The organism is Dongia sp. agr-C8 (genome assembly GCF_054658695.1).
Genome location: NZ_BAAGHZ010000004.1, coordinates 758,231 through 773,121 on the forward strand (window position 1 = coordinate 758,231; position 14,891 = coordinate 773,121).

The 14,891-nt window shown below is 66.0% G+C and carries 14 protein-coding genes; 10 read left to right on the forward strand and 4 right to left on the reverse strand.

Going from position 1 to position 14,891, the window contains the following annotated elements:
* Nucleotides 1–53 precede the first annotated feature (53 nt).
* Both ACYQ4T_RS23920 and hemB read left to right on the forward strand, forming a co-directional pair.
* Nucleotides 54–593 (forward strand): hypothetical protein, encoded by a 540-nt coding sequence (locus ACYQ4T_RS23920; RefSeq protein ID WP_459859114.1) that lies wholly within the window; start codon nt 54–56, stop codon nt 591–593.
* Between the two features lie 33 nt (nt 594–626).
* Nucleotides 627–1,715 (forward strand): porphobilinogen synthase, encoded by a 1,089-nt coding sequence (gene hemB / locus ACYQ4T_RS23925; protein WP_459859115.1) that lies wholly within the window; start codon nt 627–629, stop codon nt 1,713–1,715.
* Here the strand turns inward: hemB and ACYQ4T_RS23930 are convergent.
* From ACYQ4T_RS23930 to ACYQ4T_RS23945, 4 genes are all read right to left on the reverse strand, one after another.
* The gene (locus ACYQ4T_RS23930; protein ID WP_459859116.1) at nt 1,669–1,941 is read right to left on the reverse strand and encodes a hypothetical protein; all 273 of its coding nucleotides are present in this window, start codon (nt 1,939–1,941) and stop codon (nt 1,669–1,671) included. The genes hemB and ACYQ4T_RS23930 overlap by 47 nt on opposite strands.
* Nucleotides 1,942–1,995: 54 nt before the next feature.
* On the reverse strand, nt 1,996–2,967 hold the full coding sequence (locus tag ACYQ4T_RS23935) for a YheT family hydrolase (RefSeq protein ID WP_459859117.1): 972 nt from the start codon (nt 2,965–2,967) through the stop codon (nt 1,996–1,998).
* Nucleotides 2,946–3,806: an alpha/beta fold hydrolase gene (locus tag ACYQ4T_RS23940; RefSeq protein ID WP_459859118.1), complete on the reverse strand. Its 861-nt coding sequence runs from the start codon at nt 3,804–3,806 to the stop codon at nt 2,946–2,948. Before ACYQ4T_RS23940 ends, ACYQ4T_RS23935 begins: the two co-directional genes overlap by 22 nt.
* 92 nt (nt 3,807–3,898) lie before the next feature.
* Nucleotides 3,899–5,053: a type III PLP-dependent enzyme gene (locus tag ACYQ4T_RS23945; protein ID WP_459859119.1), complete on the reverse strand. Its 1,155-nt coding sequence runs from the start codon at nt 5,051–5,053 to the stop codon at nt 3,899–3,901.
* A gap of 172 nt (nt 5,054–5,225) precedes the next feature.
* Here ACYQ4T_RS23945 and ACYQ4T_RS23950 point away from each other — a divergent pair, with 172 nt between their 5' ends.
* From ACYQ4T_RS23950 to ACYQ4T_RS23985, 8 genes are all read left to right on the forward strand, one after another.
* Complete coding sequence (locus ACYQ4T_RS23950; RefSeq protein ID WP_459859121.1) at nt 5,226–6,368, forward strand: CaiB/BaiF CoA transferase family protein; 1,143 nt, start codon at nt 5,226–5,228, stop codon at nt 6,366–6,368.
* Between the two features lie 5 nt (nt 6,369–6,373).
* Nucleotides 6,374–8,653, forward strand: coding sequence for a penicillin acylase family protein (locus ACYQ4T_RS23955; RefSeq protein WP_459859122.1), 2,280 nt, complete (start codon nt 6,374–6,376; stop codon nt 8,651–8,653).
* 2 nt (nt 8,654–8,655) lie between these two features.
* Complete coding sequence (locus ACYQ4T_RS23960) at nt 8,656–9,903, forward strand: threonine ammonia-lyase (RefSeq protein ID WP_459859123.1); 1,248 nt, start codon at nt 8,656–8,658, stop codon at nt 9,901–9,903.
* Between the two features lie 89 nt (nt 9,904–9,992).
* Nucleotides 9,993–10,853, forward strand: a complete 861-nt coding sequence (gene motA, locus ACYQ4T_RS23965) for a flagellar motor stator protein MotA (RefSeq protein WP_459859125.1) — start codon at nt 9,993–9,995, stop codon at nt 10,851–10,853.
* A 16-nt stretch (nt 10,854–10,869) separates the two neighbouring features.
* Entirely contained in the window at nt 10,870–11,970 is a 1,101-nt protein-coding gene (gene motB / locus ACYQ4T_RS23970; protein ID WP_459859126.1) for a flagellar motor protein MotB, read from the forward strand.
* 180 nt (nt 11,971–12,150) lie between these two features.
* Nucleotides 12,151–12,699: an RDD family protein gene (locus ACYQ4T_RS23975; RefSeq protein ID WP_459859127.1), complete on the forward strand. Its 549-nt coding sequence runs from the start codon at nt 12,151–12,153 to the stop codon at nt 12,697–12,699.
* A gap of 71 nt (nt 12,700–12,770) precedes the next feature.
* Nucleotides 12,771–13,511 (forward strand): arginyltransferase, encoded by a 741-nt coding sequence (locus tag ACYQ4T_RS23980; protein WP_459859128.1) that lies wholly within the window; start codon nt 12,771–12,773, stop codon nt 13,509–13,511.
* 171 nt (nt 13,512–13,682) lie between these two features.
* The gene (locus ACYQ4T_RS23985; protein WP_459859129.1) at nt 13,683–14,789 is read left to right on the forward strand and encodes a TRAP transporter substrate-binding protein; all 1,107 of its coding nucleotides are present in this window, start codon (nt 13,683–13,685) and stop codon (nt 14,787–14,789) included.
* The last annotated feature ends 102 nt before the right edge of the window (nt 14,790–14,891 follow it).

Genomic DNA, 14,891 nt, shown 5'->3' on the forward strand with positions numbered 1-14,891 from the left:
ACGCTGCCACTTTTCCGTTTATAGTGGCGGCAGGCCAACCTGCGGGGACCGACGTGGACAGCACAGTGCTATTGGAGCAGCAGCGGCCCAACCAGCGGCTTTGGCGCGATCTGTCGAAGATGCGGCTGTTCCTCGCGCTCGGATTCGCGCCGCTCCCGCCTTTCATCTTGGGATTTCTGCTGATCAAGATGTGGGTCGGAACTCTGCCGATCGGGATTATCACCGTCTTCGGCGGCATCCTCGCCGCCGCCGAGGTCTGGTCGATGCTGGCCGGCACGGTCTTCCTGCTGGTCCTGGCTTGGATGCGCGGCGCCCTCCGCCGGGGCGATTGCCTGCTGCTGGGCGTGCTGCTGGCCTTTACCCTGCCCTTTGCCGCTTTCCTGGCCGACGCCGGGGTCGATTGGTTGACCGGCGCCACCGCACCGGAAGCTGTCTCCTGGGATGATCTCGAGGGGCCGTCCAATCGGTCCGCCGCGCTCTTCATCAGCATCGTCCTCATCCCATTCGGCGCGCTCGGTGGCTGGATTTTCTGGCGCGTCGGGGTGCGGCCGGCGCAGTCGCGGCCGATCGATGTGGCGCCGGTGTTCGACTGAGAACCGCGACATTCCGCCCGTTCGGCGCTGTTGTTGATCCGGGTCAAGCGGCTTAGTATCCCCGGCCTCAGCAAGAACAACGCGCCTGCCCGCACCATGCCCGACAATTCCAAGCATTCGCGCCAGCACTTCGGGCAGTATCCGCGCGTCCGTATGCGCCGGAACCGCAGCGACGACTGGGTGCGGCGCCTCACCGCCGAGCAGGTGCTGACCCCCGCCGATTTCATCTGGCCGGTCTTCGTCAAGGAAGGCGGTGCCGCCAAGGAACCGGTGCCATCGCTGCCCGGCGTCAACCGGCTGACCGTGCCGGCGCTGGTGAAGGCGGCCGAGCAGGCGGCCAAGCTCGGCATCCCGATGCTCTCGCTCTTCCCCTATGTGCCGAAGGAGAAGAAGACCGACGATGCGCGCGAGGCCTATCGCAAGGGCAACGTGATCGACAAGGCGATCCGCGCGATCAAGCAGGCGGTGCCGGAGATCGGCATCATGTCCGACGTGGCGCTCGATCCCTATATCACGCATGGCCAGGACGGACTGGAGCGCGGCGGGCGGATCCTCAACGACGAGACCATCGAAGTGCTGATCAAGCAGAGCCTGGCGCTCGCTGAATCCGGCGTCGATGTGGTCGGGCCTTCGGACATGATGGACGGGCGCATCGGCCGGATCCGCGATGCGCTGGATGCGGCCGGCTACAGCCATGTGAAGATCATGGCCTATTCGGCGAAATACGCGTCCAATTTCTACGGGCCGTTCCGCGACGCAGTGGGATCGAAGTCCGCGCTCGGCCGCGCCGACAAGCGAACCTACCAGATGGACCCGGCCAATGGCGACGAGGCGATGCGCGAGGCCGCGCTCGATGTCGCCGAGGGCGCCGACATGCTGATGGTGAAGCCCGGCCTGCCCTATCTCGACGTGCTCTGGCGGATGAAGCAGGCGTTCAAGATACCGACCTTCGCCTATCAGGTCTCCGGCGAATACGCGATGCTGAAGGCGGCCGCCGCCAACGGCTGGCTCGACAACGACAAATGCGTGCTGGAGACACTGATGTGCTTCAAGCGCGCCGGCGCCGACGGCATCCTCACCTACTCGGCCGTAGAGGCCTGCGCGCTGCTGAAGCGGCTCTGACCAGGCGGAGCGGATGGCCGCGCGGCTGTTCAGCAAAGGTGAGGCTTGAGATTGCGACCGCCAGGCCGAACAAAGCGGCAAAAGCAAGCAGCAGCATCAAGAGCGGCAGGGCTTGATCATGCGCGATCAGCGTCCCGAGTCCGCCCACGTCGAGGAACAGCAGAACCGCGACGAAGCCGCAACCGCTAAGCGCGCCTGCGGCGAAGGGAAGGCGCAGCGCTTTCATGCTACGCCAACCGGCCCTTGGCTGGCGCGTTCCGGGCGATGATGAATTCGGGTGCTAGCTCAGGGCGCCGATGAACTGCGTCAGCGCCAAGTCGTGCCAAGGCACGTCCGACCCGACGGCGTGGAAGCCGACATGGCCGCCGGAACGCGGGATCAGCGGGATGAGGCTCGGGTTGGGCGCGAGGTCGCGATAGCTCGCGGCCGGAATCCAGGGGTCATCCTGGGCGTGGATCAGCAAGGTCGGGCGGCGGATCGCGCCCAGCCGCGGCGCCGCCGATGAATGGCGATAGTAGTCCCGGGCATCCTTGAAGCCGTTGGCGGGCGCCACAAAATGATTGTCGAAATCGAGCAGGGTCCGAATCTCGCGCGGGAGGTTGCGGGCTTCGCGTTCGCTCATCACCCATTTCAGGATCTCGCGGTGGTAGATGCGGTTCCGGGCCTCGGCAATGCGGCGCTGCGCGGCGTCGAGATCGATCGAGGCCGAGATAGTGATCGCCGCCAGCACCGGCGCCAGCGCGCCGCATTCGGCGAGATACTTCAGCACCAGATTGCCACCGAGCGAGAAGCCGACCGGCACCACGCCCTGCGCCGCGAGGCCGCCGTCCAGGCTGCCGATCACCTGCTTCAGATCCTCGGTGCGGCCGGCGTGATAGAACTGCTTGGTCGAGCCCGGCGCCTCGCCGGCGCCGCGCAGGTTGAGGCGCAACACCGGATAGCCGGCGCGCAGCAGATGCACGCTGCTGTTGCGGATATAGGCGCTCTCAAGCGAGCCGCCGATGCCGTGAACCAGCAGCATGAGCGGCCGGCGCTTGTCTTCCGCCGGACGGTGCAGCACGCCGTGCAGGCGGTCGCCGGTGCCGTCCGCCATGTCGAAGCTGATCGGCTGGCCGGGCCAGTTCTCGATCGGCGGCTTCGGCTTCATCAGGAAGTTGCGCACGGTCTGGAGATCGCCGCCGAGCCAGGGCAGCCGCGGCCGGAACGGTGGCAGCTTCTCGATGATGGCCCTTAGGGTTGCCGTGCCAGCCATTGCGTGACGGTCTCGATCTGGTCGCTGCTCATCAAGGCCGGAGCATGGCCGATTCCATCGAAGCTGGCGAGCGCGGCCTTGGGCCCGCGTGCAGACATGGCGGCGGCGGTCTCGGCGCTGAGCAGGTCGGATTGCGCCCCGCGCAGCACCAACGCTGAACAGGCGACCGTGTCCCAGACCGGCCAGAAGTCCCAATCCTGGACTGCAAGCTTCACGTTGACCGCGATCCGGGGATCGTAGGCCAGGCCGTAGCTGCCATCCGCGTTGTAACGATGGCCATGTTGGACCAGGTGCTGCCACTCGCGATCCGTGAGCGGCCCGAAGGGCGCGTGGATGCGGCGGAGATGCGCCTCGAGCTCGGTGAGATTGTCGAACCGCGCGTCGGTGCCGACATATCCGGCAATGCGCTCCAGCGCAGCGCGCGACAGCACCGGGCCGACATCGTTCAGCACCAGCGAGCGGATCGGCGAGGTGGGCGAGGCCGCCAAGAACATCCCGATCAACCCGCCCATCGAGGTTCCGATCCAGTCCACCCGCGTTATGCCGAGCTGTGTCAGCAGCGCGGTCATGTCGGCGATGTATTGCGGGTAGGCGTAGTGCAGCGGGTCGCTGAGCCATTGCGAGCACCCGCGCCCGGCCACGTCCGGGCAGATCACGCGGGCCGGCAAGGTGATCGCAAGGCTCGCCGCAAGCGCATCGAAGTCGCGGCCGTTCCGCGTCAGGCCGTGCGCGCAGACGACCACGCGCTGCGCCGCCGGATCGCCCCAGTCGGTGTAGAAGACCTCGTGAAAGCCGCCGGGCGAAACCGCCGTGATGGAGCCGACCCGGGGCTGCAGCATCCCTCTATCCATCGCCACCTCGCTTCATGTTGCAATGCAACAATTAAGCACTTCCAGCAGGTTGGCAAGGGCGGTTCGATGACAGGTTGCGGTCAAAGCGAGGGAATGATCGCCCGGTCGTGGACCGTCACCATGGTCTCGGGGTGAAAGCCGTTGAAGCGGGTGGCGAGCGCGTTGGAATAGGCGCCGACCCGGTCGATCTCGATCCAGTCGCCCTCGCGGACGTCTTCCGGCAAGGAGAACGGATGCGGCAGCACGTCCAGGGAATCGCAGGTCGGGCCGTTCAGGGTGAAGTCGCGGCTGGGCGCGCGGGAATCCTCGCCGATCCGCACCAGGCGCGCGGGCAGGCGCAGGCCCGCATCCACCGTCTCCGACAACGAGCCGTAGATGCCGTCGTTGATGTAGAGCTGGTCGCCTTTGCGGAGCTGCACCTGGGTCACGACCGAGATCGCGTGCGCCACGAGGGCGCGGCCGGGCTCGCACATGAGGACACAGTCACGACGAAGCCCCAGCTTCTTCACGCCATCCTCGATCTCCGCGACGAAGTCCTCGAGCGGCGGCATGTTGGTGCCGAGATAGGCGGCCGGAAATCCACCGCCGACATCCAGGCCGGCGATCTGCACCTTGGCCTGATCGAGCACCTCGCCGACCAGCTGCAGAGCGGTCGAATAGGCGCCCGGTGTCAGGCATTGCGAGCCGACATGGAAGGCGACGCCGACCTGGCAGCCGCGCGACTGCGCCTCTTTCAGCATGGCTGCAGCTTCCGCGACGCCAGCGCCGAATTTCGCCGCAAGGTGATAGAGCGTGCCTTCGGCCGGTGGCGTCTTGATGCGGACATAGATTGTCAGGCCTTCGGCGCCGCCGGTCTCCTTCAGGATCTTCTCCAACTCGTCCATGTGGTCGATCACGAAAGTGTCGATCTCGTAGACCCGGGCCGAGGTGTTGATCACCGCCCTGCCCTTCACCGGATGCATGAAATAGCAGGCGGCGTCGCCGAAGCTCTCGCGCACCTGGGCGATCTCGGGCAGCGAGGCGGTGTCGAAATGCCGGATGCCGGCGTGATAGAGCGCCTTCAGGACTTCCGGATGCGGGTTGCATTTGACGGCGTAGAGCACGCGGCCGGGGAAGAGATCGAGGAAGCGCTTCGCCGTCTCGGCGATGACCTCGGGCCGCAGGCAATAGACCGGATAGCTCGGCTGCAGGGCCGTCACCATCGCTTTGACCGATTCGAAATCCTTGGTGGCCATGACGTCTCCCAGCCCTACTACCCACGTCACGCGCGGACTTGATCCGCGCATCTGCCGGAGCCAGACCCGCAGGTCAAGCCCGCGGGTGACGAAAAGGTCTTAGCCCAGGCGCTTCCCACTGTCACCCGCCTCGGCTATCAAGGCAGAACGAAGACATTTGAGGTTATCGATTGTGGCGGGACCGCTTTCCGACATTGTTGTCATCGATCTGACGCGGGTCCTGGCGGGGCCGTTCTGCACCCTGCTGCTCTCGGACCTGGGGGCCCGGGTGATCAAGGTCGAGAACCCGGAGGGCGGCGACGATTCGAGGGCTTACGGGCCCTTCATCAACGGCAAGTCTGGCTATTTCATCTCCCAGAACCGCGGCAAGGAGTCGATCGCGCTGGATCTGAAGAATGCCGACGACCTCGCGATCCTGCACCGGATGCTGAAGCGCGCCGACGTGGTGATCGAGAATTTCCGGCCCGGCACGATGCAGCGGCTCGGCCTCGGCTGGGATGCCTTGCACCGGCGCTACCCGCAGCTGATCTATGCCTCGACTTCGGGTTTCGGACAGACCGGGCCTTATGCCAAGCGCGCGGCCTATGACATCATCGCCCAAGCGATGGGCGGCATCATGAGCGTCACCGGCCATGAAGGCGGGCCGCCGACCAGGGTCGGGTCCTCGATCGGCGATCTCGGCGCCGGCATGTTCACCGCCCTCGGCATCCTCACCGCGCTGCATCATCGCACCAAGACCGGCGAAGGCATGATGGTCGATGTCGCCATGCTGGATTCCCAAGTGGCACTGCTGGAGAATTCGATCGCGCGTTATTTCGCCAGCGGCCAGCCGCCGAAACCGCAGGGCGCGCGTCACCCGTCGATCGCGCCCTTCGAGCCCTACCAGACAAAGGACGGGCATGTCGTGATCGCCTGCGGCAATGACGAGTTGTTCGCCAGGTTCTGCCAGACCATGGGTTGCCCCGCCCTCGCGCAAGACCCGCGCTTCGCCACCAACGCCGCGCGCAGCGACCATGTCGTGCTGCTGAAGGCGGAGCTCGAGGACATGCTGGTCCATCACCCGACCCAGCATTGGCTCGACCTGCTGTTGCCCGCCGGCATTCCCTGCGCGCCGATCAACAATGTCGAGCAGGCGGTGCATGACCCGCAGGTCCAGGCCCGCAACATGGTGCTGCCGGTCGATGACCCGAGTGTCGCGCCGCTGATGGTCGCCGGCATGCCGATCAAGATGTCGGCCTATCCCGATGCCGAGAAGCGCGCCGCCGCGCCGGCGCTGGACGGCGACCGCGCCCGCATCCTGGCGGACTTTCCCTGAGCCCGATGCGGCGCGTGTTCAAATGGCTCGGTCGCGGACTGCTGGCGCTGCTGCTGTTGGTCATTGTCGCGGCAATCGGCGGGTATTTCTGGCTCCGCACGTCGCTGCCGCAGGTCGACGGCGCGATCAGCGTGGCGGGACTCTCCGCGCCGATTGAGATCGCGCGCGACGATCGCGGCGTGCCGAGCATCAAGGCGCAATCGCCGAACGACGCCTATTTCGCCATCGGCTTCGCCCATGCCCAGGACCGGCTGTTCCAGATGGAGCTGATGCGCCGGGTCGGCGCCGGGCGACTCTCCGAAGCGATCGGCGATGCCGGCCTATCGACCGACAAGCTGATGCGCACGCTTGGCCTCTACCGCACGGCCGAGGCGCAAGCGGCCGCGGCAGGACCGGGACTGAAGGCCGCGCTCGATGCCTATGCGGCGGGCGTCAACGCGTTCCTGAAGCAACGGCGCGGCGCCCTGCCGCTGGAATTCCAGCTGTTGCGCATCACGCCGGAACCCTGGAAGCCGGCGGATTCCCTGGTCTGGGGCCGGATCATGGCCTTGCAGCTCTCGGCCAACTGGCGCGAGGAGCGGCTTAACCTCACCTTGCAGAAGACGCTGCCGCCGGAGCTCTTCCAGCTGCTGCTGCCGGAGGCAAAGTCGCTGGCCGGGCTGCCGGCGCCCTGGTTCGGGCGCCTGAGCATCGCCTCCAACAACTGGGTGGTCGGCCCGCAGAAGAGCGAAAGCGGCGCGCCGCTGCTGGCCAACGATCCGCATCTCGGCCTCGGTGCGCCGTCGATCTGGTACCTAGTGCATATCGTGACACCGGAGCGGCAATGGGTCGGCGCGACCAGCCCGGGCATGCCGCTGGTCGTCATCGGCACCAGCGACCTGGTCGCCTGGGGCCTGACCACCACCAGCGGCGATACCGAGGACCTGTTCGAGGAAAAGCCGATCGCCGGCAATCCCAACCTCTATCAGACGCCGGAAGGTTCCGCGCCGTTCGAGACCCGCAAGGAGACCATCAAGGTCAAGGGCGGCGCCGATCTGGTGATCGATGTGCGCAGCACGCGGCATGGACCGGTCGTCTCCGACCTCGACAAGGATCGGAATCAGGATGATCCAGTCTTCGCCCTGTCGGCCGCCTTCCTGCTGCCGGACGACCGCACCGCCGACGGACTCTACGCCATGAACATGGCGCGCTCGGCCGACGAGTTCCGCACGGCGCTCGCCGATTTCCATGCCCCGCAGCAGAACGTGGTCTTCGCCGATCGCGAAGGCCATATCGGCTTCGTTGCCGCGGGGCGGGTGCCGCTGCGGCGCAAGGTCTATGCGAATGGCCTGCTGCCGGCGCCGGGCTGGACCGGCGACTATGACTGGACCGGCACTTTGCCCTTCGACCAGTTGCCGCAATCCCGCGACCCCGAGGCCGGATGGCTCGCGACCGCGAACAACAAGGTCGTCGCCGACGATTACCCGCATTTCATCGCCGGCCGCTGGTTCGACGATGGGCGCTATCGGCGCATCGCCGACCTGCTGCAGGCCAAGCCGAAATTTGCCATCGAGGATATGGAGAAGATCCAGCGCGACACGCTCTCAGGCCCGCTGCGCGATCTGGTGCAGTCCTGGCTGCCGCTGGTGAAGGACGGCGACCCGGTTATCACCGGCATGCTGGAGCGCTGGGACGGGCATGCCGCCCTCGACCGCGCCGAGCCATCGATCGCGACGCTCTGGGTCTCGCTCACCGCCAACAAGCTGCTGCGCAAGAGGCTCGGCGGGTCCTATGACGACTGGTGGTTCTGGAACGACGATGTGCTGAAAGCGCTGGTGCGCGATCCCCGTGGCTGCGCGCCGGAGAGCTGCAGCGCGTTGCTCAGTGCCACATTGAAAGATGCGACCGACCGGCTGCGCGATCACTTCAAGACCGATGCCGCGGACTGGAAGTGGGGCGCGCTGCACCAGATGCATTTCCGCCATCCGGTGTTCGGCAACGTGCCGCTGCTGGGCGATTGGCTGGACCCGAAGCTCGCGACCGACGGCGACATGTATACGCTCAACCGCGCCGTACCGGCCGAGTCCGACGATCCGCTGGAATTCGCCGATGTGCATGGCCCCACCATGCGGATCGTGGTCGATCTCGCCGATCCGATGCAAGCCATGGCGACGCTGGCCGGCGGCCAGTCCGGCAACCCGCTGTCGGAGCATTATGCCGACGGGCTGCTGGACTGGCGTGACGGCCAATATCGCTCTATCGTGCAGCCGTCCGTCCACAGACTGACGCTGCTACCGGGGAACTAATCTTGTCGTCCGACCTCGTGTTTCCGACCGCCGATGACATTCGCGCCGCCGCTGGACGCATCCACGGCCAGGTGGTGCGCACCCCGCTGGTCAACTCGCCGCGCCTGGCGGCGATGTCCGGTGCGAACAGCGTGCACCTGAAGCTCGAGAACCAGCAGTTCACCGGCTCCTTCAAGGACCGCGGCGCGCTCAACAAGCTGCTCTGCCTGACGCCGGAAGAAGCCAAGCGCGGCGTCATCGCCATGTCGGCCGGCAACCATGCACAAGGCGTCGCCCATCACGCGCAGCGCCTCGGCATTCCGGCGACCATCGTGATGCCGAAGGCGACACCCTTCACCAAGGTGGAGCGGACCGCCGGCTTCGGCGCCAAGGTCGTGCTCGAGGGCGACACGATCGATGCGGCGGCGGTCTATGCGCGCGAGGTCGCGGCCAAGGAAAACCTGGTCTTCGTCCATCCTTACGACGATCCGCTGATCGTCGCCGGCCAGGGCACGATCGGTCTCGAAATCCTGGAAGAGCTGCCCGCCTTCGACAGCCTGATCGCGCCGATCGGCGGCGGCGGGTTGATCAGCGGTATCGCCATCGCGGTGAAGGAGAAGAAGCCGGACGTGCAGATTTACGGCGTCGAGGCCGATCTCTATCCCTCGATGCATCATGCGGTGAAGCAGCTGCCGCCCGACAACCGCGGCCAGACCATCGCCGACGGCATCGCGGTGAAGTCGCCGGGCCGCCTCACCCAGGCGATCATCCAGCGCCATACCGCCGACCTTCTGCTGGTCAACGAAAACCAGCTCGAAAACGCAGTGCACATTCTTGTGGAACGTCAGGGCCTGGTGGCCGAGGGGGCCGGCGGCGCCAGCCTCGCGGCTCTGCTGATCGATCCCTGGCGATTCAAGGGCCGCGATGTCGTTATCATCGTCAGCGGTGGCAACATCGATTCGCGGCTTCTGGCCCAGGTGCTGATGCGCGGGCTGATCCGCGACGGGCGGGTGGTGACGCTCCGGATCGAGATCTCCGACCAGCCCGGCGTGCTCGGCCATCTGGCCCGGCTGATCGGTTCAACCGGCGGCAACATCATCGAAATCTATCACCAACGCATGTTTTTCGACCTGCCGGTGAAGCGTGCCGACGTCGATGCCGTGATCGAGACGCGCAACGCCGCACACGTGGATGAGATCATTTCCGCCCTGGAATCCGGCGGTTTCCCGACCCGCCGGCTCTCATCGCGGTCCGAAGACAAGTCTCAATAAACGGACCGATAGGTCCGACCCTAACCAAGTTTTAACTCTATTGGGTAATGGTTGGGCCGGTTCGAATCAAAGTCCGGTCCCGTCCCCGCATGCTCGTCATCGTCGGCACTATCATTGTCTTTGGCGCTGTTGCCGGCGGTTACCTGATGGCCGGTGGCCATTTCGGCGTGCTGTTCCAGCCGAACGAGTTCGTCATCATCCTGGGCGCCGCGGTCGGCGCCTTCGTCATCGGCAACACCAAGACCAACCTGAAGGCGGTCGGCGCCGGGCTGAAGCGGGCGCTGAAGGGCCCGACCTACAAGAAGGGCGACTATGTCGAGTTGCTGAGCCTGCTCTACCAGCTGTTCCGCCTGGCCAAGACCAAAGGCATGCTGGCGCTGGAGCAGCACATCGAGAAGCCGGACGAGAGCGCCCTGTTCGCGGCCTTCCCCAAGGTCCAGCACAACCATCACGCGGTCGAGTTCCTGTGCGACTACCTGCGCATGATGACTCTCGGCACCGAGAATGCGAACGAGGTCGAAACGCTGATCGACGCCGAGCTCGAAGCGCACCATGCCGAGCAGCACAACGCCTCGCACGCCATGCAGCTGATGGCGGACGGCATGCCGGCGCTCGGTATCGTCGCCGCGGTGCTGGGCGTCATCCACACCATGGGCTCGATCACCGAGCCGCCGGAAGTGCTGGGCCATCTGATCGGCGCGGCGCTGGTCGGCACCTTCTTCGGCGTGTTGATGTCCTACGGCCTGGTGGCGCCGCTCGCCGGGGCGATGAACGGCGTGGACAACGCGGATTCCAAATACTTCCAGTGCATCAAGGCCGGCCTGCTCGCCCATATGCAGGGCTATCCGCCGGCGGTTTCCATCGAGTTCGCGCGCAAGATGCTCTGGTCCACGGACCGGCCGAGCTTCTACGAAGTCGAAGAGGCGGTGAGCGCCCTCCCGGCGGTCTGACGAGGAGCCGCAGGCAGTGGCCGAAGACAGACCAATCATCATCAAGCGGATCAAGAAGTCGGGTGGCGCCCATCATGGCGGTGCCTGGAAGGTTGCCTATGCCGACTTCGTGACCGCGATGATGGCCTTCTTCCTGCTGCTCTGGCTGCTGAACGCGGTGACCGAGGAACAGAAGAAGGGCATTGCGCAGTATTTCAAGCCAACCATCGCCCCGCAGAACCAGCAATCGCAGGAAGCGATCCTCAACGGCCAGCCCGCGGTGATGATGGCGGTCGATGGTGCCTCCGCTGCACAGGCGCAGGTCGATATCGAGGACGCCCAGGAAGACGCCCAGGACGAGCCGAAGCCCACTTCGCAGACCGAAGCGGTTCCGGCCGAGGATCAGCAGAAGGCCGAGAAACCGGTCGACGTTCAAGAAGCGCAGCAAGTCGTCGCCAAGGCCGAGCAGAAGCAGTTCGAGGACGTGAAGCAGAAGATCGAGGAGCAGATCCAGCAGGATCCGGGGCTCGCCGACCTGAAGAACAACATCGACATCCAGCAGACGCCAGAAGGCCTGCTGATCCAGCTGCTCGACAAGGAGAAGGTCTCGATGTTCCCGTCGGGCAGCGCCACGATGAACGAGCGCAGCCGGCAGCTCTTGTCGCTGGTGGCGCATGTGGTGGCGCCGCTCGACAACAAGCTCTCGATCTCCGGCCATACCGACGCGACGCCCTACCAAGGCCGCGCCGACTACAGCAACTGGGAGCTCTCGACCGATCGCGCCAACGCCGCGCGGCGCGCGCTGGTGACCAACGGCGTCGACGACAGGCGGATCGAGAACGTCTCCGGCCGCGCCGACACCGATCCGAAGATCAAGGACAACCCGCTGTCGCCGGAGAACCGCCGCATCTCCATCGTGCTGCTGCGCGACAAGCCGGCTCCCAATCCGGGCACGCAGGGCGCGAACGCGCCCGCTCCGGCTCCGGCGCAAGCTCCGGCCGCCGGCCCGACACCTGCACCGGTCGCGCCGGCATCGGCCGAGCCGACCGCCCCGCCACCGGAGATCGTGCCGTCGGATCCGGCCTTGCCGGAGAGCATCACGAACCAAAGCGCGGCCCCCGCGAACAGCACGCACTAGGCAGTTAATATCGTCATTGCCGGGATCGACCGGCAATCTGCACGCCGCCACGAGATGCGCGAATCAAGTCCGCGCATGACGGCTGAAGGGGCACACGCGGCCGTGAAGACCCGACCCCACTTGCATTGGGGTTTCGCCGGGCCATATAGCGGATTGGCGTGAACCAGCAGTGAGTTTCACTTGGGCGACCGGAAACCCCCGCTGATTCTTCTCGGGTCCCGCGCGGGGGCGGGACGGAACAGCAGCTTCGATGCCGCCGCGCTCGAATGGCGCGAGCCGGAATGGCTGAGCGATCCGGCGCTCTATGACGGTGTCTTCTCGCGCCGCATCTTCGCCTACGTGATCGATGCGCTGATCGCCTTCGTCATCGTCGCGATGCTGTTCGCAGTCTCCTGCACGCTGACCGTCGGCACCCTCGGCCTGCTCGGCCTGCCCGCCTTCATCTTCGGCACGCCCTTCGTGCATTTCGTGCTGGCCGCGGCGACCATCGGCGGACGGCGCGCCGCGACCCCGGGCATGCGCGCCATGGGCCTCCGGACCGTCGCCTGGAACGGCGAGAATCCGGGCATGCTGCGCGGCGTCATCATGACCGCGATGTACTACGTGACGGTGCCGACCACCGGCTTCCTGATCCTGCTTTTCGGGTTCTTCGATCCGCGTGGGCGGCTGCTGCACGACCATCTGGCCGGCATCCTGGTCTACCGGGCCGAGGCTGCGGGGGCGACTTGACCTTGAACAAGGAGCCCTGAGGGCGTCCTCCGACTAGCGCAACGCCCCGGATTCGCTTAAGATTCGCAGCCATGAGCGTCCAAGGCCGCGGGTTTCCCATCCCCTTTCTGGTGACCACCGAGGTCCCCTGCCCGTATTTGCCCGGGCGGATGGAGCGCAAGATCATCACCGAGCTGTCCGGCGCGCAATCGCCGGAGCTGTTCGAGATCCTCTCCCATGCCGGATTCCGGCGCAGCCATTCGATCGCCTATCGCCCGGCCTGCGCCGGCTGCCGCGCCTGCGTGCCGGTCAGAATCGTCGCCCCGGATTTCGAGCCGGTGCGCTCGCTGCGCCGGGTGATGAAGCGCAATGTCGACCTGCGCGCGACCGTGACCGACGCGGTGCCGACCCAGGAGCAGTTCAAGCTGTTCGCCCGCTACCTCGAGGCCCGGCACAATGACGGCGAGATGGTCGGCATGGGCCCGCAGGATTATGCCAGCATGGTCGGCGACAGCCCGGTCGACACGCGGATCGTCGAGTTCCGCGACCAGAAGGGCAAGCTGGTCGCCGCCTGCCTGACCGACTGGGGACAGGACGGGATCTCCGCCGTCTACAGCTTCTTCGAGCCGGATCTCGCGCGGAACAGCCTGGGCAGTTTCATCGTTATCTGGCTGATCGAGGAGGCGCAGCGCCGGAACCTCGCCTATGTCTACCTCGGCTATTGGGTCGCCGGCAGCCAGAAGATGGATTACAAGCGGCGCTTCCGGCCGATCGAGGCCTATGGCCCGCAGGGCTGGGTGCGCCTGGCGCCGCTCGACGAAGACTTCGATTGATACGCGGTGCTTTGGTCCGGTCTTGGGCGGAATTTTGTCGTTCTTCCTTTGCTGCATGAAGGTTGTTAGCTTAGGCGCCGCAACGGCCGGCCTCGCACCGCGGGGCGGCATTTTTGGGCGCGCTTCCTCGCCCCATCTCGTTTCCCGGGCTGAACCGGGGGAGGCCACTGAATGAATCGCCGCGGGTTTCTGGCTGGAGCGGGTGTCGCCGCTGGAGCCAGCGTCGCCTCCGCATTGCCCAAGCCTGCCATCGCCCAGGACAAGATCGAATGGAAGATGGTGACCGCTTGGCCGAAGGGCATGGCGGGGCTCGGCTCCGGGGCCGAGCGGCTGGCCGACCGGATCGCCAATCTGTCCGGCGGACGGCTGACGGTGAAGGTGCTGTCGGCGGGCGAGCTGGTACCGGCGACGCAGTGCCTCGACGCGGTCTCCCAGGGCGGCGCCGACATGGCGCATGACTTCGCGCATTACCATCTCGACAAGGCGCCGGCAGCGGGCCTGTTCTCATCCGTGCCGTTCGGCCTCGCGCCGGACGAGTTCGCGGGCTGGATCTCCTTCGGCGGCGGGCAGGAGCTCTGGGACGAGCTCTACGGCCCGTTCGGCGTCAAGCCCTTCCTCGCCGGCAATACCGGCGTGCAGATGGGCGGCTGGATGAAGAAGGAGATCAACTCGGTCAAGGATCTCACCGGCTTCCGCGTTGCGGTCTCGTCGGGCTACGCCACCCAGGTGCTGGCGCGCCTTGGGGCGAAACCGGTCAACCTTCCGGTGGGCGAGATCTTCGACAGCCTGCAGTCGGAGAACCTCGACGGCGCCGAATGGATCGGCCCCTACAACGATCTCTCGCTCGGCCTCTACAAGATCACCAAGCTCTGCTATTGGCCTGGCTTCCAGGAGCCGGGCTGCGGAATCGAATGCCTGGTCAACAAGCGCAAGTATGACGAGCTCGCCGACGACCTGAAGCAGATCGTCGCCGCGGCCTGCGCGGCCGAGAACGCGATCTGCCAGGCGGAATATGCCGGGCGCAATCCGGCGGCGCTCGCGACCCTGGTCAACGAGTACAAGGTGCAGCTGAAGCAGTTTCCCCGGCCGGTGATCGCCGCCTTCGGCACCGCGGCGGGCGAGACGATGCAGGAGCTCTACGACAAGGGCGACGACACCACCCGCAAGATCGCCAGCTCCTACTTCAAGTTCCGGAAGCAGGCGATGGCCTGGACCCGCATATCCTATGCGGCCTTCGCCGACGCGCGGGACGCGAAGTTCGACTATCCCGCCGGCTGACCGCCTCCGCCTGAGCGGGCCTTCCCTTACGACCAAAGTCGCGGTTTGCGAGTCGGGCGAGCAAATGGCTTGAACTGACGGAAGAAACTGCACAATCTGCTG

What these genes read in the sequence shown, in the direction of transcription:
- ACYQ4T_RS23930 (WP_459859116.1), bottom strand. Translation starts at nt 1,941, where the DNA reads ATGAAAGCGCTGCGCCTTCCCTTCGCCGCAGGCGCGCTTAGCGGTTGC.
- ACYQ4T_RS23955 (WP_459859122.1), top strand. Translation starts at nt 6,374, where the DNA reads ATGCGGCGCGTGTTCAAATGGCTCGGTCGCGGACTGCTGGCGCTGCTG.
- ACYQ4T_RS23980 (WP_459859128.1), top strand. Translation starts at nt 12,771, where the DNA reads ATGAGCGTCCAAGGCCGCGGGTTTCCCATCCCCTTTCTGGTGACCACC.
- motA (WP_459859125.1), top strand. Translation starts at nt 9,993, where the DNA reads ATGCTCGTCATCGTCGGCACTATCATTGTCTTTGGCGCTGTTGCCGGC.
- ACYQ4T_RS23940 (WP_459859118.1), bottom strand. Translation starts at nt 3,806, where the DNA reads ATGCTGCAGCCCCGGGTCGGCTCCATCACGGCGGTTTCGCCCGGCGGC.
- ACYQ4T_RS23985 (WP_459859129.1), top strand. Translation starts at nt 13,683, where the DNA reads ATGAATCGCCGCGGGTTTCTGGCTGGAGCGGGTGTCGCCGCTGGAGCC.
- ACYQ4T_RS23935 (WP_459859117.1), bottom strand. Translation starts at nt 2,967, where the DNA reads ATGGCTGGCACGGCAACCCTAAGGGCCATCATCGAGAAGCTGCCACCG.
- ACYQ4T_RS23945 (WP_459859119.1), bottom strand. Translation starts at nt 5,053, where the DNA reads ATGGCCACCAAGGATTTCGAATCGGTCAAAGCGATGGTGACGGCCCTG.